Origin of the sequence: Mesorhizobium sp. ESP-6-4 (genome assembly GCF_020164735.1) — a bacterium.
Classification (GTDB): domain Bacteria; phylum Pseudomonadota; class Alphaproteobacteria; order Rhizobiales; family Rhizobiaceae; genus Mesorhizobium.
In genome coordinates, this window is the sequence record NZ_JAIUGS010000034.1 from 1 (window position 1) to 22167 (window position 22167).

A 22167-nucleotide genomic window follows, 5' to 3' on the forward strand; every position below is an offset into this window, starting at 1 on the left:
AGAGAAGCTGCGCTTCGCCATCCGTGAAGGCGGCCGCACCGTCGGTGCCGGCATCGTCGTCACCATCAAAGAGTAATCGATCCGGCTTTTGCCGGTTCGACAAGGAAAGGGCGGTCTTCGGGCCGCCCTTTTCAATTCTGTTGCAACCACCGGCGCCGCAACTAGTATGGGTTGCGCCGAGGGGCTTGCCAGACGTGGTTTCAACATTCCGTTCAAAGACCATGCGGTGTTGGCGCGAGCTGCTTCGGCTGGGATTGGCCGCTGCCGCAGGGCTGGCCACCCTCAACGCCGCCGCGAAGGAGACACCTCAGGACTACGGTCCGGCGATGCGTTTCGTCGTCGTGCGCAGCAGCGCGCCGGGCTGCGAGCCGAACTGCCCGGAATGGATTTCTGCCGAAGGCACGATCGAGGCCGGCACGCCGGCGCTACTGAAACGCCTGCTGAAGACGCTCGGCGGGCGGCAATTGCCCATCGTCGTCAATTCTCCCGGCGGCAATGTCGATGCCGCGCTGCAGCTTGGCCGCATGGTCCGCAAGAACAAGCTCGATATCGCGGTCGGCATCACGGAATTTTCCGGCTGCTCGCCGGGGACGAAAAATTGCCGGGACAATGACGGCAAGGGTCAGCCCTATTCCGGCGTCGCTTACGACAGCGGCGCGATGTGCAATTCGGCCTGTCCGCTGATGTTTGCCGGCGGCATCCACCGCGTCGTCGGCGAATGGGCCTATCTCGGCGTCCATCAGATCACCACCACCTACCAGCGCGAAAAACTGCTCTACCGCACCACCTACCGGGTTGTGAACGGCAAGAAGAAGATCATCGGCACCAAGATCGTCAGCCGCAAGAATGCCGGCAGCTACAAGACCTATGAGATGAGCAAGGCGATCGAGAAGCGGCTGTCGGCCTATTTGAAGGAGATGGGCGTCGAGCAGGGCGTGCTCGGCGTGATGAAGGCCACACCTGCCAGCGACATCAGGCAGATCGAGCCCGATGACATGCTGGAGATGAAGCTCGTGACCAGCCTCGATTCGCTCGATCTGCTGACCGAGAGAACCATTTGCCAGCGCCATCCGGCACCGGCGAATTGTCGCGAGATTCCCGCGAACGGCGCGCCCGTCGCGGTCGCGGCAGTAGAGGCCGGATCTTCTTATACAGCGCCGGCGCCGCCGCCGACACCGCAAGCCCACGAACAGCAGATGCGTTTCGTTCTTGTTCGCGGCAGCAACCCGCTCTGCAATCCCGATTGTCCGGAATGGATTTCGGCGGAAGGCACGATCGCCGCAGATACGGCCGACAAGCTGCGCCAACTGCTCGACACGATCCGTGAGCGCCGGTTGCCGGTCGTAATCAACTCGCCGGGTGGAGATGTGCAGGCTGCGCTCGCCGCGGGCAGGCTGATCCGCGAGCACGGCTTGGATATCGCGGTCGCCCGAACGGATTTTCTCGACTGCGATCCGGGCGCCGTGGGGTGCGTCGCGGCCGACGGTCTCCATGCCGGACTCACCATGGATGCCGGCGCCGAATGCGACGCCGCCTGCGCGGTGATGGTCGCCGGCGGCGTCCGGCGCCTCGTTGGCGCCGGTGCGCACTTCCTCGTGCATTCCATGGGCATGGAAGACAAGGTCAGGGCCTATCTCGACGAGATGGCGGTCGGCTCGGGCTTTTTCGCCGCCATGCAGTCGGCCGAATATGCAAAGCACAGAGAACTCAGCCGGGACGAACTGAAGACATTCGGGCTGACGACCGGACCGCAATCGGTGGACGCGCTGACGGGCGCCACCATTTGCAGATCCGCACCCAGGCCGGACAATTGCCGGGCTCTTCCGTCCGCCGATGCCGAGGCGAAGGCGCCGGCGAAGCTGTAGATCAGGATGACGTTTCGTTGAATCGCCATCCTGATCTAATTCTTTGTTGGAGCGTGATCTTCTCCGAAAACCGGTTTCCACTTTTTGCATTCGCTGACCTTCGGTTCGGGATCATACTCTAGCTGCGCACTGGCCATCGAGGCAGGTTGAGCGGGGCAGGGCGCTGCCGCTATCTTGCTGTATGCACAGGGAGGAGCGGCGATGAGCGAGGACATCCCGACTTTGTACGAATGGGCCGGCGGCAGCGAGGCGCTGAACCGGCTGACCCGGACCTTTTATGACAAGGTGGCGGCGGATCCGGTCGTCGGGCCGGTGTTCAGGATGATGTCGCCGGATCACCCGATGCATGTCGCCGCCTTCATCGGCGAGGTCTTCGGCGGCCCGAAAACCTACAGCGAGAAGCATGGCGGCCATCGCGAGATGGTGATGCATCATCTCGGCAAGCATCTGACCGAGGAGCAGCGCCGCCGCTGGATCAGTCTCCTTGCCGACGCGGCGGATGAGGTCGGCCTGCCCGATGACCCCGAGTTCCGCTCGGCCTTCATGGGTTATGTCGAGTGGGGATCGCGGCTGGCGAAGATGAACTCGAATCTGGGCGAGACCTGCGATCCCGAGACCGAGCCGATGCCCGCCTGGGGCTGGGGCGTGCCGGGCAGGCCATACAAGCCGCCGGCCGGCAAGTCGTAGGCGCGGGGGTTGTTTGGCGAGCGCGATCGGTCGCCGGCGGTAATGGAATCCAGATTTCCGGCAAAGGGTTTCAAAACCACTGCAGAGTGCTCTTTACAGAGCGCACGGAAGCTTTTAGGAAGCGCCTGCGCCGAACAAGCGCATGCACGGGCATAGCTCAGTTGGTAGAGCGGCGGTCTCCAAAACCGCAGGTCGTAGGTTCGAGCCCTGCTGCCCGTGCCATTCCTTCAAGAGGGCAGGCATCTGGCAACCGCCCTCTCGATCGCCGAAATCAGCCTTTTCTTCCGCCCGTCTGCCGGCCCTTGAGGTCATCTACCTGCCGGCCCGTGTCGCGGGCCTGTGAGTGGCAAAATCGTTGCGCCTTAAGACCAACGATGTAAGGTTTCGTCCCTAGCGCTTGACTGCAACCGCCGTTCTTAGGCCGCCAAGCAGGGATGTAACTCTCCCCTTTCTTGACGCAACGTAGGTGGCGGGTCTTGATAGCCAAGGGCGCAAAGAGCGGCACCTCTTTCTGGTGGGAGGACAAAAATGCATCCCCTGGTCATCGACGCGAAGCCTCAACCTATTTCGATTGATCTTGCTAACGCCGCAGTTCTCGTCGTGGACATGCAGAATGACTTCGGCTCGCAAGGTGGAATGTTCGACAGAGCCGGAATCGATATCTCCGGGATTCAACGGGCTGTCGGCCCTACGGCCAGAGTAATAGCTGCCGCTCGCGGTTTGAGAGTGCCGGTTATCTATCTGAAGATGGGGTATCATTCCGACCTCTCGGACCTCGGAACATCGGACGCCCCCAATCGTCTCCGACATCTCCAGATCTTTGGGGTCGGTGAGAGCATCACGGCCCCGGATGGCAGCGAGAGCCGGATTCTGATCCGCGACACCTGGGGAACGGATATTGTTAACGACCTCAAGCCAGAGGCAGGGGATGTGGTCGTCTACAAAACGCGGTTCAGCGGTTTCTACGAGACCGAACTCGATTCTGTTCTGAAAACCGCAGGTATCAAACACCTCATCGTGACAGGATGCACGACCAGCGTGTGCGTGGAATCGACAATTCGGGATGCCTTCTTCAGGGACTACCACTGCACACTGCTGACGGATTGCACCAGCGAGCCCATCGCCTGGGAGGAGCAATCATGAAGCCTCGATCACGCTCGTGCAGATACTCTTTGGATGGACATCGACGTCCGACGATTTCCTGAAGGCGATCGAGGAGCGAGTTCAGGGACGTCTTGAACTAGCCGAATGAGCTGAGGAGGCGGCGTATCGCCACGAACCGCGCCTTCTCTTCCGGTAGCCACATCGTCGACCCGAACCCGTCAAGATCTCCAGCCTACGGACCGGTTCCTCGCTCCTGGATCTAAGCTCAATCTCTGAAATCGTCATATGTCGAGGCCTTCAAGGCTCCGCAGCGGCCGCTCCGCGGTTGAAAATCGGCGGACGGCTTGCCATATGGCAGGAATTGGGGCATAAGCCCCGTATAGCCGGGACGGGACGACTGGATGGTTCCGAGGCGGCGTTGAGACATAAAGCGGACCCTTGCCACTTGCGTGGATTAAGAATCGGTTTTATGTAGACAAGACAGACACGCGACGCGTGGAGCTGGGAAGCCGGCTTTACGCGTCTGATTTGCGTGGGTGAAATAGCGGCGCTGATTCGCGCCGCATGGAGCCCAGGCGGCACGTCCCGGTCAGCGGGATCATCCAGGAGGCCCGGCCAACGGGTCTCGAAAACAGGCGGCGCATGGCTTCGAAAACCACTAATCCCTTCACCTTTCTCCAGCAGGTTCGCGCGGAGACGGCCAAGGTGACATGGCCTTCGCGGCGCGAAACCATGATCTCGACCGTGATGGTCCTGATATTCGCGGTGATCGCGATGCTGTTCTTCTTCGCTGCCGATATTCTGATGGGCTATGCGATCGAGTGGATCCTGGGTCTCGGGCATTAATTCGGCGGATTACGGAGAGGTCGTGAAATGACTGCGCGGTGGTATATCGTCCACGCCTATTCGAACTTCGAGAAGAAGGTCGCCGAGGACATCGAGAACAAGGCCAAGCAGAAGGGCTTGTCCGGGGACATTGAGCAGATCGTGGTCCCGACCGAGAAGGTCGTCGAGATCCGTCGCGGCCGCAAGGTCGATGCCGAGCGCAAGTTCTTCCCGGGCTACGTGCTCTTGAAGGCAAATCTGACCGACGCCGTGTTCTCGCTGGTCAAGAACACGCCGAAGGTCACCGGCTTCCTGGGCGACTCCAAGCCCGTGCCGATCACCGAGACCGAGGCGCAGCGCATCCTGAACCAGGTCCAGGAAGGCGTCGAGCGGCCGAAGCCTTCGGTCACCTTCGAGATCGGCGAGGCGATCCGCGTTTCGGACGGTCCTTTCGCGTCGTTCAACGGCGTCGTCCAGGAGGTGGATGAGGAGCGGGCTCGCCTCAAGGTGGAAGTTTCGATCTTCGGGCGCGCTGTGCCCGTCGATCTGGAGTTCGGGCAGGTCGAAAAGGGCTGATCCGCATACCCGCGCCCGAAAGGGCGTCGGGATACCGCGCCGCAAGGCGTCGGAAGGCGGCGTGAACAGACGTCGCATGAACGGGTGGGAGGCGAAGGCGGCATAGCCGGCCGTCGGAACCGCACCACCAGACTGCAACCGCCGCGTTTCCCGGATAACGGGGCCGGCATGAGAAAAGGCAGGAATAGAGATGGCTAAAAAAGTTGCAGGCCAGCTCAAGCTCCAGGTTGCCGCGGGCTCGGCCACGCCGTCGCCCCCGATCGGCCCGGCGCTTGGTCAGCGCGGCATCAACATCATGGAATTCTGCAAGGCGTTCAACGCGCAGACCCAGGAGCTCGAGAAGGGATCGCCGATCCCGGTCGTCATCACCTACTACCAGGACAAGTCGTTCACCTTCGTCATGAAGACGCCGCCGGTGAGCTACTTCCTGAAGAAGGCCGCCAACCTGAAGTCGGGCTCCAAGGAGCCGGGCAAGGTCAAGGCCGGCACGATCAGCCGCGACAAGGTGCGCGCGATCGCCGAGCAGAAGATGAAGGACCTGAACGCAAACGACGTCGAGGCGGCCATGCGCATGGTCGAGGGCTCCGCCCGCTCGATGGGCCTGGAAGTGGTGGGCTAAGATCATGGCAAAGATTGCAAAGCGTGTTGCCAAGAGCCGCGAAGGCATCGATCCGAACAAGGCTTACGCCCTCAACGAGGCGCTGCAGCTGCTCAAGGACCGGTCCGCGGTGAAGTTCGACGAGACCGTCGAGATCTCGATGAACCTCGGCGTCGATCCGCGCCATGCCGACCAGATGGTCCGCGGCGTGGTCAACCTGCCGAACGGCACCGGCCGCTCGGTGCGTGTCGCCGTGTTCGCGCGTGGCGACAAGGCCGAGGAAGCCAAGGCCGCCGGCGCCGATATCGTCGGCGCCGAGGACCTTGTCGACATCGTCCAGAAGGGCACGATCGATTTCGATCGCTGCATCGCCACGCCGGACATGATGCCGCTGGTCGGTCGTCTGGGTAAGGTTCTGGGCCCGCGCGGCATGATGCCGAACCCGAAGGTCGGCACTGTGACCACCGATGTGGCCGCGGCCGTCAAGGCTTCGAAGGGCGGCGCCGTCGAGTTCCGCGTCGAGAAGGCCGGCATCGTCCAGGCCGGCGTCGGCAAGGTCTCGTTCGACGTCAAGGCGCTGGAAGAAAATGTCCGCGCCTTCGCCGACGCGGTGACCAAGGCCAAGCCTGCGGGCGCCAAGGGCAACTACGTCAAGAAGGTGTCGGTCACCTCGACGATGGGCCCTGGCCTCAAGCTCGACATCGCGACGCTCGCCGCGTCGTAAGTGTCGGCCGATCGGGTAAAGCCGATCGCTAGGGCATGATCCTGAAAAGCGGGAACATGCTCCAGCAAGAAAGAATTCCGGACCGCCGATCCGTCGGCGGCCCGGTATCCCGGAAGCCGAAAGGTTTCCGGATATCCTGTCCGAGATTGCAGGCGGCCCAAAAGCCTTAATTCGATTTGGGCCTGCATGAGACGGGTGAAGACCCGACAAAGGAGCCAAGCTCCAATGAAAGGTTCGAACCGTGTTTGCCTTTTGTCTGCGCACTATCCGGCGTGCCGGCTGGTGTGGCGAAAGGGGGCAGGATCCTCGAGCGTCGTTCGGGAGATCCGTTACTGGATGGCCCGGCCGGCAAAAGGCAACCGACGCCTGACCTCGTCAATGGGGCAGGGGTCAACTGGAGATAGGCAGTGGACAGAGCGGAAAAACGCGAACTCGTCACGGGCCTGAATGATGCGTTTTCAAGCGCTGGTTCAGTCGTCGTGGCCCACTACGCCGGTATCACCGTCGCGCAAATGAACGACCTTCGGTCGAAGATGCGCGCCGCCGGTGGCACCGTCAAAGTCGCGAAGAACCGTCTCGCCAAGATCGCTCTTCAGGGCACGGACTCCGCATCGATCATCGATCTGTTCAAGGGACAGACGCTGGTCGCTTATTCGGAGGATCCGATTGCGGCGCCGAAGGTCGCGTCCGATTTCGCCAAGGGGAATGACAAGTTGATCATTCTCGGTGGCGCGATGGGTGCGACCTCGCTCGACGCCGACGGTGTGAAGGCACTCGCCACACTACCGTCGCTCGACGAGCTGCGCGCCAAGCTGGTTGGCATGATCGCCACGCCGGCTACCCGGATCGCCCAGATCGTCAATGCGCCCGCGGCTTCGGTCGCGCGTGTCATCGGCGCTTACGCCCGGAAGGACGAGGCGGCATGAGGCCGTTCCTCGCTGTCAACAACACACGTTCGAACCTAGTGAAGGAATACAAAAATGGCTGATCTTGCAAAGATCGTAGACGACCTTTCGAAGCTGACCGTCCTCGAGGCGGCCGAGCTGTCGAAGCTCCTGGAAGAGAAGTGGGGCGTTTCGGCCGCCGCTCCGGTGGCGGTTGCCGCTGCCGGCGGCGCTGGTGCCGCTGCCGCTGCTCCGGCTGAAGAGAAGACGGAATTCGACGTCGTTCTCGCCGATGCCGGCGCCCAGAAGATCAACGTCATCAAGGAAGTCCGCGCCATCACCGGCCTTGGCCTCAAGGAGGCCAAGGACCTGGTCGAAGCGGCTCCGAAGCCGGTCAAGGAAGGCGTTTCCAAGGCCGACGCCGACAAGTTCAAGGCTCAGCTGGAAGCAGCTGGCGCCAAGGTCGAGCTGAAGTAAGCCTGTTAGGCGAGGGCGGACGGTCTCGCGCCGTCCGCCCCCTCCCTTGGACTGGGGAGGGTTCTGTCACGCGAGGCGTTTGAAAACCTCTTTCCTGAGGGCCGAAAAGCGGCCTTCCGGAAACGGGTTTTCTCCCGTTTTAGCCGGTAGCCGCCAAGCGATTGGCCCAAGAAATTGGCAGGGGCGGCCGGAAAAACAGATAGGGGCAGCCGCCGAGGCAGCCCGTTGGTGCAAGGCGAGCCGCGGCGAGGTTCGTCCCGAGTTTATAGCTAAGGAGCGACGATGGCCCAGACCCAGACTTTCAATGGCCGCAGACGCGTACGCAAGTTCTTCGGAAAGATCCCGGAAGTTGCGGAGATGCCGAACCTCATCGAGGTCCAGAAGGCATCCTATGACCAGTTCCTGATGGTGGACGAGCCCAAGGGCGGCCGTCCGGACGAAGGACTGCAGGCCGTTTTCAAGTCGGTCTTCCCGATCTCCGACTTTTCCGGCTCCTCGATGCTGGAGTTCGTGAAGTACGAGTTCGAGGCACCGAAATTCGACGTTGACGAATGCCGTCAGCGCGACCTGACCTATGCTGCGCCGCTGAAGGTGACGCTGCGCCTCATCGTGTTCGATATCGACGAGGATACCGGCGCCAAGTCGATCAAGGACATCAAGGAGCAGGACGTCTACATGGGCGACATGCCGCTCATGACGTCGAACGGCACCTTCATCGTCAACGGCACCGAGCGCGTCATCGTCTCGCAGATGCACCGTTCGCCGGGCGTCTTCTTCGACCATGACAAGGGCAAGTCGCACTCGTCGGGCAAGCTTCTGTTTGCCGCGCGTGTCATTCCCTATCGCGGTTCGTGGCTCGACATCGAGTTCGACTCCAAGGACGTCGTGCATGCCCGCATCGACCGCCGCCGCAAGATCCCGGTGACGTCGCTGCTGATGGCGCTCGGCATGGACGGCGAGGAGATCCTGTCGACCTTCTACAACAAGATCACCTATAAGCGCGCCGGCGACCACTGGCGCATTCCGTTCAACGTCGAGCGTTTCCGCGGCCTCAAGGCCGTCGGCGACCTGGTCGACGCCGACACCGGCGAGATCGTGGTCGAGCAAGGCAAGAAGATCACCGCCCGCCAGGCACGTCAGCTCGGCGAGAAGGGTCTCAAGGCCATCAAGGCGACCGACGAGGACCTGCTTGGCAACTACCTTGCCGAGGACATCGTCAATTACGGCACCGGCGAGATCTTCCTCGAAGCCGGCGACGAGATCGACGACAAGACGCTGAAGGTGCTGCTCAGCACCGGCGAGGACGAGATCCAGATCCTGGACATCGACCACGTTAATGTCGGCGCCTACATCCGCAACACGCTCAACGTCGACAAGAACGAGAGCCGCCAGGACGCGCTGTTCGACATCTACCGTGTCATGCGCCCGGGCGAGCCGCCGACGCTCGAGACCGCCGAAGCCATGTTCAACTCGCTGTTCTTCGACAGCGAGCGCTACGATCTGTCGGCCGTAGGCCGCGTCAAGATGAACATGCGCCTCGAGCTCAAGGCCGAGGACACCGTGCGCGTCCTGCGCAAGGAAGATATCCTGGCCGTGGTCAAGACGCTGGTCGAGCTGCGTGACGGCAAGGGCGAGATCGACGACATCGACAATCTCGGCAACCGCCGCGTGCGTTCGGTCGGCGAGTTGATGGAGAACCAGTACCGCGTCGGCCTGCTGCGCATGGAGCGCGCGATCAAGGAACGCATGTCCTCGATCGAGATCGACACGGTCATGCCGCAGGACCTGATCAACGCCAAGCCGGCGGCCGCCGCCGTGCGTGAGTTCTTCGGTTCCTCGCAGCTGTCGCAGTTCATGGACCAGACCAATCCGCTGTCGGAGATCACCCACAAGCGTCGCCTGTCGGCGCTTGGACCGGGCGGTCTGACCCGCGAGCGCGCCGGCTTCGAGGTGCGTGACGTGCATCCGACGCATTACGGCCGCATCTGCCCGATCGAGACGCCGGAAGGCCCGAATATCGGTCTGATCAACTCTTTGGCCACTTTCGCGCGCGTCAACAAGTACGGCTTCATCGAAAGCCCGTACCGCAAGATCGTGGGCGGCAAGCTGACCAACGAGGTTGTCTACCTGTCGGCGATGGAAGAGGCCAAGCACTATGTCGCGCAGGCCAACGCCGAGCTCGACAAGAACGGCAGCTTCGTCGACGAGTTCGTCATTTGCCGTAATGCCGGCGAAGTGATGATGGCGCCTCGCGAGAATGTCGACCTGATGGACGTCTCGCCAAAGCAGATGGTGTCCGTCGCGGCAGCGCTCATCCCGTTCCTCGAGAACGACGACGCCAACCGCGCGCTGATGGGCTCGAACATGCAGCGTCAGGCCGTGCCGCTGGTGCGCGCCGAAGCGCCGTTCGTCGGCACCGGCATGGAGCCGGTCGTCGCCCGTGACTCGGGCGCTGCCATCGGCGCCCGCCGCGGCGGCGTGGTCGACCAGGTGGACGCCACCCGTATCGTCATCCGCGCCACGGAAGATCTCGATCCCGGCAAGTCCGGCGTCGATATCTACCGGCTGATGAAGTTCCAGCGTTCGAACCAGAACACCTGCATCAACCAGCGTCCGCTGGTGCGCATGGGCGACCGCGTCAACAAGGGCGACATCATTGCCGACGGTCCGTCGACCGAGCTCGGCGATCTGGCGCTCGGCCGCAACGTTCTGGTCGCGTTCATGCCGTGGAACGGCTACAATTACGAGGACTCGATCCTGCTCTCCGAGCGCATCGTGGCCGACGACGTCTTCACCTCGATCCACATCGAGGAGTTCGAGGTCATGGCGCGCGACACCAAGCTCGGGCCGGAGGAAATCACGCGCGACATTCCGAACGTTTCGGAAGAGGCGCTGAAGAACCTCGACGAGGCCGGCATCGTCTATATCGGTGCTGAAGTGCAGCCGGGCGACATCCTGGTCGGCAAGATCACGCCGAAGGGCGAAAGCCCGATGACGCCGGAAGAAAAGCTCCTGCGCGCCATCTTCGGCGAAAAGGCCTCGGACGTTCGCGACACCTCCATGCGCATGCCTCCGGGCACCTTCGGCACGGTCGTCGAAGTGCGCGTCTTCAACCGCCACGGCGTGGAGAAGGACGAGCGCGCGATGGCAATCGAGCGCGAAGAGATCGAGCGTCTGGCCAAGGACCGCGACGACGAACAGGCGATCCTCGACCGCAACGTCTATGCGCGTCTTTCCGACGTGCTGGTAGGCAAGGAGGCGATCGCCGGACCGAAGGGCTTCAAGAAGGGCTCGAAGCTGTCGAAGGACACGCTCGACGAGTATCCGCGTTCGCAGTGGTGGCAGTTCGCCGTGGAGAACGAGAAGCTCCAGGGCGAGCTCGAGGCTCTGCGCGGCCAGTATGACGAGTCCAAGAAGGCGCTCGAGCAGCGCTTCATGGACAAGGTCGAGAAGGTGCAGCGCGGCGACGAAATGCCTCCGGGCGTCATGAAGATGGTCAAGGTCTTCGTGGCGGTGAAGCGCAAGATGCAGCCGGGCGACAAGATGGCCGGGCGTCACGGCAACAAGGGTGTCGTGTCGCGCATCGTTCCGGTCGAGGACATGCCTTTCCTCGAGGACGGCACGCATGCCGATATCGTGCTCAACCCGCTGGGTGTGCCGAGCCGCATGAATGTCGGCCAGATCCTGGAAACGCATCTGGGCTGGGCTTGCGCTGGCATGGGCAGGAAGATCGGCGAGCTGATCGACGCGTACAAGGGTGGCGGCGACATCAAGCCGCTGCGCAAGACGCTGGAAAGCTTCATGCCGGCCAATGACCGCAACGAGCCGATCCGCGAGTATGACGACGAGAGCATCGTTCGCCTGAGCGAGCAGATGCGCCGCGGCGTCTCGATCGCGACACCGGTGTTCGACGGCGCGCATGAGGCCGACATCAACACCATGCTGGAGCAGGCTGGCCTGCACACCAGCGGTCAGTCGCAGCTCTATGACGGCCGCACTGGCGAGCCGTTCGATCGCAAGGTGACGATGGGCTATATCTATATGCTCAAGCTGCATCACCTGGTGGACGACAAGATCCACGCGCGTTCGATCGGTCCGTACTCGCTCGTCACCCAGCAGCCGCTGGGCGGCAAGGCGCAGTTCGGCGGCCAGCGCTTCGGCGAAATGGAAGTCTGGGCGCTCGAAGCCTACGGCGCGGCCTACACGCTGCAGGAAATGCTGACAGTGAAGTCGGACGACGTCGCCGGCCGCACCAAGGTCTACGAGGCGATCGTGCGCGGCGACGACACGTTCGAGGCGGGCATCCCCGAGAGCTTCAACGTTCTCGTCAAGGAAATGCGCTCGCTCGGCCTCAATGTGGAGCTGGAGAACACCCAGGTCGAGGAGACCCCGACGCGTCTGCCCGACGCGGCCGAATAAGGCACCGGCGCGCGCCGCGTTCTAAGCGCGGCGCGCCCTGAGCATGATCCCGAGAAGCGGTCACCGGTTTTCGGCCGAGACCATGCTCAACCAAAAAGTCTTCGGCCGGTTCGACCGGCCAGTCTGCGGACATTTCGTCCGCGATCGATGCAAGGGGTTATCGAGGACCCCGAAAAGGAGAACGGCATGAACCAAGAGGTCATGAATCTCTTCAACCCGCAGGCGCCTGCGCAGGTGTTCGATTCCATCCGGATCTCGCTTGCCAGCCCAGAGAAGATTCTGTCCTGGTCGTTCGGCGAGATCAAGAAGCCGGAGACCATCAACTACCGCACCTTCAAGCCGGAGCGTGACGGCCTGTTTTGCGCGCGCATTTTTGGTCCGATCAAGGACTATGAGTGCCTGTGCGGCAAGTACAAGCGCATGAAGTACAAGGGCGTCATCTGCGAAAAGTGCGGCGTCGAAGTCACGCTGTCGCGCGTTCGCCGCGAGCGCATGGGCCATATCGAGCTCGCCGCGCCCGTCGCCCATATCTGGTTCCTGAAGTCGCTGCCTTCGCGCATCGGCACGCTGCTCGACATGACGCTCAAGGATATCGAGCGCGTGCTCTACTTCGAGAACTACATCGTTACCGAGCCGGGCCTCACCGCGCTGAAGGAGAACCAGCTCCTCAGCGAGGAAGAGTACATGATTGCCGTCGACGAGTACGGCGAGGACTCTTTCACCGCCATGATCGGCGCCGAGGCCATTCACGACCTTCTGGCCGGCATGGACCTGGAGAAGATCGCCGGTGACCTGCGTTCGGAGCTGGCCTCGACCACGTCCGAGCTCAAGCAGAAGAAATACCTGAAGCGGCTCAAGGTCGTCGAGAACTTCATGGAATCCGGCAACCGTCCGGAATGGATGATCATGAAGGTGGTTCCGGTGATCCCGCCGGACCTGCGCCCGCTTGTCCCGCTGGACGGCGGCCGCTTCGCCACGTCGGACCTCAACGACCTCTACCGCCGCGTCATCAACCGCAACAACCGCCTGAAGCGGCTGATCGAGCTGCGCGCGCCCGGCATCATCGTGCGCAACGAAAAGCGCATGCTGCAGGAAGCCGTCGATGCGCTGTTCGACAACGGCCGTCGCGGCCGCGTCATCACCGGCGCCAACAAGCGTCCGCTGAAGTCGCTGTCCGACATGCTGAAGGGCAAGCAGGGCCGGTTCCGCCAGAACCTGCTCGGCAAGCGCGTCGACTATTCCGGCCGCTCGGTCATCGTGACCGGTCCGGAGCTCAAGCTGCATCAGTGCGGCCTGCCGAAGAAGATGGCGCTGGAGCTCTTCAAGCCCTTCATCTATGCCCGCCTCGACGCCAAGGGTTTCTCCTCTACCGTCAAGCAGGCGAAGAAGCTGGTCGAGAAGGAGCGTCCGGAGGTTTGGGATATCCTCGACGAGGTCATCCGCGAGCATCCGGTGCTCTTGAACCGGGCGCCGACGCTGCACCGCCTCGGCATCCAGGCGTTCGAGCCGATCTTGATCGAAGGCAAGGCGATCCAGCTGCACCCGCTGGTCTGCACCGCCTTCAACGCCGACTTCGACGGCGACCAGATGGCGGTCCATGTGCCGCTGTCCCTGGAAGCGCAGCTTGAAGCCCGCGTGCTGATGATGTCGACCAACAACATCCTGCACCCGGCCTCCGGCGCGCCGATCATCGTGCCGTCGCAGGACATGGTTCTCGGTCTCTACTATCTCTCGATCGTCAACCAGAACGAGCCGGGCGAAGGCATGATGTTTGCCGACATGGGCGAGCTCCAGCATGCGCTGGAGACCAAGGCCGTGACGCTGCACGCCAAGATCAAGGGCCGCTTCCGCAGCGTCGACGCGGAAGGCAACGTCGTGTCGAAGATCTACGACACCACGCCTGGCCGCATGATCATCGGCGAGCTTCTGCCGAAGAACGTCAACGTGCCGTATGAGACCGCCAACCAGGAGATGACCAAGAAAAACATCTCCAAGATGATCGACACCGTCTACCGCCACTGCGGTCAGAAGGAGACGGTCATCTTCTGCGACCGCATCATGGCGCTCGGCTTTGCGCACGCCTGCCGTGCCGGCATTTCGTTCGGCAAGGACGACATGCTGATCCCGGACACCAAGCTGAAGCTGGTTTCCGACACCGAGGCTTTGGCCAAGGAATACGAGCAACAGTACAATGACGGCCTGATCACGCAGGGCGAGAAGTACAACAAGGTCGTCGACGCCTGGGCAAAGTGCTCGGAAAAGGTCGCCGACGAGATGATGGCGCGCATCAAGGCGGTGGAGTTCGAGGACAACGGCCGTCAGAAGCCGATGAACTCGATCTACATGATGTCGCATTCGGGTGCGCGCGGTTCGCCCACCCAGATGCGTCAGCTCGCCGGTATGCGTGGCCTGATGGCCAAGCCCTCGGGTGAAATCATCGAGACGCCGATCATCTCGAACTTCAAGGAAGGCCTCACCGTGCTCGAGTATTTCAACTCGACCCACGGCGCCCGCAAGGGTCTGGCCGACACCGCCTTGAAGACGGCGAACTCGGGTTACCTCACCCGCCGCCTCGTCGACGTGGCGCAGGACTGCATCGTCAACTCCGTGGATTGCGGCACCGACAAGGGCCTCACCATGCAGCCGATCGTCGATGCCGGTCAGATCGTTGCCTCGGTCGGCCAGCGCGTGCTGGGCCGTACTTCGCTCGACGACATCAATCATCCGGTCACCGGCGACCTGCTGGTCAAGGCCGGAACGTTGATGGACGAGCGCGATGTGGAGCAGATCGAGAAGGCCGGCGTGCAGTCGGTCCGCATCCGTTCGGCGCTGACCTGCGAGGTCAGGACCGGTGTGTGCGCGGTCTGCTACGGTCGCGACCTGGCCCGCGGTACCCCCGTCAACCAGGGCGAGGCCGTCGGCGTCATCGCGGCGCAGTCGATCGGCGAGCCGGGCACCCAGCTCACCATGCGTACCTTCCACATGGGCGGCACGGCGCAGGTGGTGGATTCCTCGTTCCTTGAAGCCTCCTATGAGGGCAAGGTGCAGATCCGCAACCGCAACGTGGTCCGCAACTCGGAAGGCCAGCAGATGGTCATGGGCCGCAACATGGCGGTGCTCATCCTCGATGAGACCGGCAAGGAGCGCGCCACGCACCGCGTCGCCTATGGTTCGCGTATTTTCGTGGACGATGGCGACAAGGTGAAGCGCGGCCAGCGTATCGCCGAGTGGGATCCCTATACCCGCCCGATCCTCACCGAAATCGAGGGCAGGGTGGCGTTCGAGGATCTGGTCGACGGCATCTCCGTGCAGGAAACGGCCGACGAGTCGACCGGCATCACCAAGCGCGAGGTCATCGACTGGCGTTCGACGCCGCGCGGCAACGACCTGAAGCCCGCGATCGCCATCCAGGACGCCAAGGGCAAGGTCGGCAAGCTGTCGAAGGGCGGCGATGCACGCTTCCTGCTCTCGGTCGAGGCCATCCTCTCGGTCGAGCCGGGTGCACATGTGAAGCCTGGCGACGTGCTGGCGCGTATCCCGATGGAAAGCGCCAAGACCAAGGACATCACCGGTGGTCTGCCGCGCGTTGCGGAACTGTTCGAGGCTCGCCGTCCGAAGGATCACGCCATCATCGCCGAGATCGATGGCACGATCCGTTTCGGCCGCGACTACAAGAACAAGCGCCGCATCATCATCGAGCCGCATGACTCGACGCTCGAGCCGGTGGAGTACCTGATCCCGAAGGGCAAGCCGTTCCATCTCCAGGACGGCGACGTCATCGAGAAGGGCGACTACATCCTCGACGGCAATCCGGCGCCGCACGACATCCTGGCGATCAAGGGCGTGGAGGCGCTTGCCTCCTATCTCGTCAACGAGATCCAGGAGGTCTACCGTCTGCAGGGCGTGTCGATCAACGACAAGCACATCGAGGTGATCGTTCGCCAGATGCTGCAGAAGGTCGAGATCACCACGCAGGGCGATTCGACCTACATCCCGGGAGACCACGTCGATGTGATCGAACTGGAGGAGGTCAACGAGCGCCTGATCGAGGACGGCAAGAAGCCGGCCGAAGGTCAGCCGGTGCTGCTTGGCATCACCAAGGCCTCGCTGCAGACGCCGTCCTTCATCTCGGCCGCCTCCTTCCAGGAGACGACCAGGGTGCTCACCGAGGCTGCGGTTGCCGGCAAGACCGACATGCTGCAGGGCCTGAAGGAAAACGTCATCGTAGGCCGTCTGATCCCGGCCGGCACGGGCGGCACGATGAGCCAGATAAGGCGCATCGCCACCTCGCGCGACGAGCTCATCATCGACGAGCGCCGCAAGGCCTCCGGTGTCGAGGTCGCCGAGCCGATGCTGACCGACATGGTCAACGCCGCGCAGTAAGCGCGATGAAATGAGAAACGAGAAAAGGGGCCCGCGCGGCCCCTTTTCGCATTTTGACTTGATGCAACGAGGAAGAGCTATGAGCAGCAAGACCTGGACGGCTGTCGACGACTACATCGTTTCCTCCCTTTTCGAAGCGGACCCGGTGCTCGATGCCACGCTGGCGGCCAACCGCGACCACGGCCTGCCGGCGATCGACGTCTCGGCCGTGCAGGGCAAACTGCTGTCGCTGCTGGTGCGTATTCGCGGCGCCAAGAAGGTGCTGGAGGTCGGCACGCTTGGCGGCTACTCGACCATCTGGATGGCAAGGGGATTGCCGGCGGACGGCAAGGTGGTGACGCTGGAGCTTGATCCGCACCACGCCAAGGTCGCGCGTTCGAACTTCGAACGGGCAGGGGTTTCAGACAAGATCGACCTGCGCATCGGCCCGGCGCTGCAGTCGCTTGCCGCGCTGGCAGGCGAAGATACCGGTCCGTTCGACTTGATCTTCATCGACGCCGACAAGCCGAACAACCCGAATTATCTCGACTGGGCGATGAAACTCTCGCGCTCAGGCACGGTCATCGTCTGCGACAATGTCATCCGCGACGGCGCGGTCCTGAAAAAGAACAGCGGCGACGCCAATGTCGAAGGCGCTCGCGCCGCTTTTTCGTTCATCGGCGGCGAGAAGCGGCTGGACGGCACCGCCATCCAGACCGTCGGCGTCAAGGGCTATGACGGGTTTACCGTCGCGATCGTAGAATGAGGATGCCCTAATCGAAGAACGCCTCGACCACATTGCGCTTGCCCAGCATGAACGCATCGGCGACGTGCTGCAGCGGCGCGAGATCGACATCGGACGTCCCGGCACGGATGATCTCGGCGAAGCGCTTGTAAAGCATCGGATATTCGGCTTCCGGCTCGTCATGGATCATGCGCCCGTCGACGGCGAGCTTAGCGCCGCCGCCCGACAGCACCATCCTGCCCTTGTCGGTCTCGGCGACGATGTCCCAGCTTTGCGGGCCGGTCTGCAGCCAGTCGAGCTCCATCGTCACCGGCAAGCCGGTCGACGTGCGGAAGGCGACATGCGCCGCGACCGGTGCTGCGCGGTTCTCGGGAAAATCGAGCACGGCCGAGCTGATGAACATCGCAGGCAAGATGTGTGTGGCGATCGACAGCGCGTTGATGCCTGGATCGAACACCCCGAAGCCGCCCGGCTCCCAGATCCATTCCTGGTTCGGGTGCCAGCGCCGCACGTCTTCCTTCCAGTTGATGGCCGCCGAAGTCAGTCTGGCCGAGGCGAGGAATGCGCGCGCGGCCTCCACCGCCGGCGCGTAGCGCGAATGCCAGCTGGCAAAGAGCGAGACGCCGTTCCTATCGGCAAGCGCCTTGAGGTGCTCGACTTCGCTCACCGTGGCGCCCGGCGGCTTTTCGAGGAACACGTGCTTCCTCGCTTCCAGCGCGGTGCGCGCGGCGTCGTAACGGAACTGCGGCGGCATGCAGAGCGAGACCGCCTCGAGGCTAGGCTCGGACGCCAGCATCGCTTCGATGCTGGGATAATTCGCAATGCCGTCCACCTTGCCGTGGCGGCTGGCCGCCGCTGTCAGTTGATAGTTGCCGTCCTTGGCGACCGCCGGCAGGTGCTGATCGCGGACGATCTTTCCCACGCCGACGATGCCGAGCTTGATGGGATTGCTGGTCATGGGAACTCCAAGGAATGAAAGGGTGTGTCTAGGCAGGGCAGGTTTGTCCGGCGAGTCCGGCAAATATGACGCTGGCCGCGCTTTTCAGATCGGCTCTTCAAAGGTGACGATCGAAACCTCGCCCTCCAATGCGCCTTGATAGGCCGACAGATGCGGCTCGTCGTCGGGCTCGCCCTCCATGTCGCCGATCTGGTCGAGCTCGGCCTCGGCGTAACCTTCGGCGGCAAGCGATTCGAGCGCGCGGCGCACGGCAGAATCATCGTCGGGCGCCACAAGCATCACATGCACGCCTTCCGGCTTGCCGCCCTTCTTCTTCCAGACCCGTCCGGTGATGATCGTGACCGGCCGTTCTTCATTGTCGTTCACGGGCTGATTCCTCGTTTTCCCCGAGATTGTCCGATGCAAGCCGCCTTTTGGCACGAAGCCGGGCCACAGGACAGCGCAAAGCCGGTCACTTTCTTCCTCGCTCTTGAAAAAAGACGCAAGAAAATTACATGCGTTTTCCGCATGGCTGCCCAGCCTCGCGTTGGGCGCAATATTTGCCCCGCCGGGGTTGACGGACCCTGGGGTTGCGAGTAGAAGCCGCGACGTCAGAACCGATGTGAGGCTCTCCTGTCCGAAGCGACACGCTTTGGAGTTTGCCTCAAACAGGGTTCGTTTTACGAGCGAAAAGACATTTCCGGCGCGCATGAAGCGGCTTCCGCTTCCTCTGCAATTTGTTCGGGCAGGACCGCGAGACGCGGTGTGTTGCCCGAATTTGCGTATGGAAATGACGCTTTGAGCGGCCCCCTGACAGGGCAGACACGGAATTGAGAGACAAGAGGGTTTAATGCCTACCGTCAACCAGCTGATCCGCAAGCCGCGCCTGGCGCCGGTGAAGCGCAACAAGGTCCCGGCCATGCAGCAGAACCCGCAGAAGCGGGGCGTCTGCACGCGCGTCTACACCACGACGCCGAAGAAGCCGAACTCGGCGCTGCGCAAGGTGGCCAAGATTCGCCTGACCAACGGTTTTGAAGTGATCGGCTACATCCCCGGCGAAGGTCACAACCTGCAGGAACACTCGGTGGTCATGATCCGCGGCGGTCGCGTCAAGGATCTGCCGGGCGTCCGCTACCACATCATCCGCGGCGTGCTCGACACGCAGGGTGTGAAGAACCGCAAGCAGCGTCGTTCGAAATACGGCGCCAAGCGTCCGAAGTAAGGGTTTCCCATGTCCCGTCGTCACAGTGCAGAAAAGCGTGAGATCAATCCGGACCCCAAGTTCGGCGATCTGATCGTCACCAAGTTCATGAACGCCGTCATGTATGACGGCAAGAAATCGGTTGCCGAGACCATCGTCTACGGCGCGCTGGACCAGGTTCAGGCCAAGACCAAGCAGGAGCCGGTCACCGTCTTCCATCAGGCGCTCGACAATGTCGCGCCGCATGTGGAAGTGCGCTCGCGTCGTGTCGGCGGCGCCACCTATCAGGTTCCGGTCGATGTGCGCCCCGAGCGTCGTCAGGCGCTGGCCATCCGCTGGCTGATCGCCGCCGCGCGCAACCGCAACGAGACCACCATGGTCGACCGCCTCTCGGGCGAGCTGATGGACGCGGCCAACAACCGCGGCACGGCCGTCAAGAAGCGTGAAGACACCCACAAGATGGCGGAAGCCAACCGCGCCTTCGCGCACTACCGCTGGTAAAGCGCGAACGAGACTGAGAGGCACCTCCCATGGCCCGCGAATACAAGATCGAAGACTACCGCAATTTCGGTATCATGGCGCATATCGACGCCGGCAAGACGACGACGACCGAGCGCGTCCTCTATTATACGGGCAAGTCGCACAAGATCGGCGAAGTCCATGACGGCGCTGCCACCATGGATTGGATGGAGCAGGAGCAGGAGCGCGGCATCACCATCACTTCGGCCGCGACCACGACCTTCTGGAAGGGTCGCGACGGCAAGATGCGCCGCTTCAACATCATCGACACCCCCGGACACGTCGACTTCACCATCGAAGTCGAGCGTTCGCTGCGCGTGCTCGACGGTGCCATCGCGCTGCTCGACGCCAACGCCGGCGTGGAGCCGCAGACCGAGACCGTGTGGCGCCAGGCCGACAAGTACCACGTGCCGCGCATGATCTTCTGCAACAAGATGGACAAGATCGGCGCCGACTTCTACCGCTCCGAGGAAATGATCGGTTCGCGCCTCGGCGCGCAGGCCGTCGTCATGCAGCTGCCGATCGGCGCCGAGACCGAGTTCAAGGGCGTCGTCGACCTCGTCGAGATGAACGCGCTCGTCTGGCGTGACGAGACCCTTGGCGCTGCCTGGGACGTCGTTGAGATCCCGGCCGACCTCAAGGACAAGGCCGAGCAGTACCGCGAGAAGATGATCGAAGCCGCCGTCGAGATGGACGAGACCGCGCTGGAGAATTACCTCGAAGGCAAGATGCCGTCGAATGACGAGATCCGCGCGCTGATCCGCAAGGGCACCATCGCGGTCAAGTTCTTCCCGATGTTCTGCGGTTCGGCCTTCAAGAACAAGGGCGTGCAGCCGCTGCTCGACGCCGTTGTCGAATACCTGCCATCGCCGATCGACGTGCCGGCCATCAAGGGCGTCGATGCCAAGACCGACGCCGAGATCGAGCGTCATGCCGATGACAACGAGCCGCTGTCGATGCTGGCGTTCAAGATCATGAACGACCCGTTCGTCGGCTCGCTGACCTTTGCCCGCATCTATTCGGGCAAGCTCACCAAGGGCACCTCGCTCGACAACACGGTGAAGGGCAAGAAGGAGCGCATCGGCCGCATGCTGCAGATGCATGCGAACTCGCGCGCCGACATCGAGGAAGCCTATGCCGGCGACATCGTCGCCCTGGCTGGCCTCAAGGACACGACCACCGGCGACACGCTCTGCGATCCGCTGCATCCGGTCATCCTGGAGCGCATGGAATTCCCCGATCCGGTCATCCAGATCGCCATCGAGCCGAAGACCAAGAACGACCAGGAAAAGATGGGCCTCGCGCTGCATCGCCTGGCGGCTGAGGATCCGTCCTTCCGCGTCAAGACCGACGAGGAAAGCGGCCAGACCATCATCGCCGGCATGGGCGAGCTGCATCTCGACATCATCGTCGACCGCATGCGCCGCGAGTTCAAGGTCGAAGCCAATGTCGGCGCCCCGCAGGTGGCCTATCGCGAGACGATCACCCGCACGCACGAGCAGGATTACACGCACAAGAAGCAGACCGGCGGTACCGGCCAGTTCGCCCGCGTCAAGATCATCTTCGAGCCGAACACCGAGAGCGAAGAGTTCGTGTTCGAGTCCAAGATCGTCGGCGGTGCGGTTCCGAAGGAATACATCCCGGGCGTCGAGAAGGGCATCAACAGCGTCATGGGTTCCGGCCCGTTCGCCGGCTTCCCGATGATCGGTGTCAAGGCCACGCTGGTCGATGGCGCCTTCCACGACGTCGACTCCTCGGTGCTGGCGTTCGAAATCGCCTCCCGCGCCTGCTTCAAGGAAGCCGCTCCGCGCCTCGGCGTGCAGCTTCTGGAGCCGATCATGAAGGTCGAGGTCGTGACGCCGGAAGATTACGTCGGCGGCGTCATCGGCGATCTCAACGGCCGTCGTGGCCAGATCCAGGGTCAGGAAGCACGCGGCGTTGCCGTCGTCATCAATGCGATGGTGCCTTTGGCCAACATGTTCAAATACGTCGACAATCTGCGTTCGATGTCGCAGGGCCGCGCCCAGTACACGATGCAGTTCGACCACTACGAGCCGGTTCCGACCGCGGTCGCCCAGGAAGTTCAGAAGAAATACGCGTAACTCGAGCGGGTTGCACGAGACCTTAATTCAAGGCCCGCACGGGCAAGCAGGATTGGAGAGATCACATGGCAAAAGGTAAATTCGAGCGCACCAAGCCGCATGTGAACATTGGCACGATCGGTCACGTCGATCATGGCAAGAC

16 protein-coding genes, 1 tRNA gene and 2 pseudogenes are annotated in these 22167 nt (G+C 62.5%); 17 read left to right on the plus strand and 2 right to left on the minus strand.

Annotation, left to right across the window (positions count from 1 at the left end; genetic code table 11):
* The 13 genes and pseudogenes from LB523_RS28905 to LB523_RS28970 all read left to right on the plus strand — a co-directional run.
* Nucleotides 1-76: pseudogene (locus LB523_RS28905) on the plus strand (elongation factor Tu); the annotation flags it as partial.
* Nucleotides 77-2066: 1990 nt separating this feature from the next.
* Nucleotides 2067-2552, plus strand: a complete 486-nt coding sequence (locus LB523_RS28915) for a group II truncated hemoglobin (protein ID WP_224609562.1) — start codon at nucleotides 2067-2069, stop codon at nucleotides 2550-2552.
* 146 nt (nucleotides 2553-2698) lie between these two features.
* A tRNA-Trp gene (locus LB523_RS28920) sits at nucleotides 2699-2774 on the plus strand.
* Nucleotides 2775-3080: 306 nt separating this feature from the next.
* Nucleotides 3081-3695: a cysteine hydrolase family protein gene (locus LB523_RS28925; RefSeq protein ID WP_224609565.1), complete on the plus strand. Its 615-nt coding sequence runs from the start codon at nucleotides 3081-3083 to the stop codon at nucleotides 3693-3695.
* 603 nt (nucleotides 3696-4298) lie between these two features.
* Nucleotides 4299-4502 carry a preprotein translocase subunit SecE gene (gene secE, locus LB523_RS28930; RefSeq protein ID WP_095765634.1) on the plus strand — a complete coding sequence of 68 codons (204 nt, stop codon included), beginning with the start codon at nucleotides 4299-4301 and terminating at the stop codon, nucleotides 4500-4502.
* A 27-nt stretch (nucleotides 4503-4529) separates the two neighbouring features.
* Nucleotides 4530-5057: a transcription termination/antitermination protein NusG gene (nusG, locus tag LB523_RS28935; protein ID WP_140545994.1), complete on the plus strand. Its 528-nt coding sequence runs from the start codon at nucleotides 4530-4532 to the stop codon at nucleotides 5055-5057.
* A gap of 190 nt (nucleotides 5058-5247) precedes the next feature.
* Nucleotides 5248-5676 carry a 50S ribosomal protein L11 gene (gene rplK / locus LB523_RS28940; protein ID WP_095765524.1) on the plus strand — a complete coding sequence of 143 codons (429 nt, stop codon included), beginning with the start codon at nucleotides 5248-5250 and terminating at the stop codon, nucleotides 5674-5676.
* 4 nt (nucleotides 5677-5680) lie between these two features.
* Complete coding sequence (rplA, locus tag LB523_RS28945) at nucleotides 5681-6379, plus strand: 50S ribosomal protein L1 (protein WP_224609567.1); 699 nt, start codon at nucleotides 5681-5683, stop codon at nucleotides 6377-6379.
* A gap of 407 nt (nucleotides 6380-6786) precedes the next feature.
* Nucleotides 6787-7305, plus strand: a complete 519-nt coding sequence (gene rplJ, locus LB523_RS28950) for a 50S ribosomal protein L10 (protein WP_095765522.1) — start codon at nucleotides 6787-6789, stop codon at nucleotides 7303-7305.
* Nucleotides 7306-7359: 54 nt separating this feature from the next.
* Entirely contained in the window at nucleotides 7360-7740 is a 381-nt protein-coding gene (gene rplL / locus LB523_RS28955; protein ID WP_059189560.1) for a 50S ribosomal protein L7/L12, read from the plus strand.
* Nucleotides 7741-8022: 282 nt separating this feature from the next.
* Entirely contained in the window at nucleotides 8023-12159 is a 4137-nt protein-coding gene (rpoB, locus tag LB523_RS28960) for a DNA-directed RNA polymerase subunit beta (RefSeq protein WP_095765521.1), read from the plus strand.
* 186 nt (nucleotides 12160-12345) lie between these two features.
* Entirely contained in the window at nucleotides 12346-16542 is a 4197-nt protein-coding gene (gene rpoC / locus LB523_RS28965) for a DNA-directed RNA polymerase subunit beta' (protein ID WP_095765633.1), read from the plus strand.
* A 79-nt stretch (nucleotides 16543-16621) separates the two neighbouring features.
* Nucleotides 16622-17287, plus strand: coding sequence for an O-methyltransferase (locus LB523_RS28970; RefSeq protein WP_140847813.1), 666 nt, complete (start codon nucleotides 16622-16624; stop codon nucleotides 17285-17287).
* Between the two features lie 7 nt (nucleotides 17288-17294).
* Here LB523_RS28970 and LB523_RS28975 read toward each other — a convergent pair whose 3' ends face one another.
* Nucleotides 17295-18224 carry a Gfo/Idh/MocA family protein gene (locus tag LB523_RS28975; RefSeq protein WP_224609570.1) on the minus strand — a complete coding sequence of 310 codons (930 nt, stop codon included), beginning with the start codon at nucleotides 18222-18224 and terminating at the stop codon, nucleotides 17295-17297.
* Nucleotides 18225-18308: 84 nt separating this feature from the next.
* On the minus strand, nucleotides 18309-18590 hold the full coding sequence (locus LB523_RS28980) for a transcriptional regulator (protein WP_095765518.1): 282 nt from the start codon (nucleotides 18588-18590) through the stop codon (nucleotides 18309-18311).
* A gap of 463 nt (nucleotides 18591-19053) precedes the next feature.
* Here LB523_RS28980 and rpsL point away from each other — a divergent pair, with 463 nt between their 5' ends.
* From rpsL to LB523_RS29000, 4 genes and pseudogenes are all read left to right on the plus strand, one after another.
* On the plus strand, nucleotides 19054-19425 hold the full coding sequence (gene rpsL, locus LB523_RS28985; RefSeq protein ID WP_006202128.1) for a 30S ribosomal protein S12: 372 nt from the start codon (nucleotides 19054-19056) through the stop codon (nucleotides 19423-19425).
* A gap of 9 nt (nucleotides 19426-19434) precedes the next feature.
* On the plus strand, nucleotides 19435-19905 hold the full coding sequence (rpsG, locus tag LB523_RS28990; RefSeq protein WP_027170372.1) for a 30S ribosomal protein S7: 471 nt from the start codon (nucleotides 19435-19437) through the stop codon (nucleotides 19903-19905).
* A 29-nt stretch (nucleotides 19906-19934) separates the two neighbouring features.
* Nucleotides 19935-22025 carry an elongation factor G gene (gene fusA / locus LB523_RS28995; protein ID WP_095765517.1) on the plus strand — a complete coding sequence of 697 codons (2091 nt, stop codon included), beginning with the start codon at nucleotides 19935-19937 and terminating at the stop codon, nucleotides 22023-22025.
* A gap of 65 nt (nucleotides 22026-22090) precedes the next feature.
* Nucleotides 22091-22167: pseudogene (locus LB523_RS29000) on the plus strand (elongation factor Tu); the annotation flags it as partial.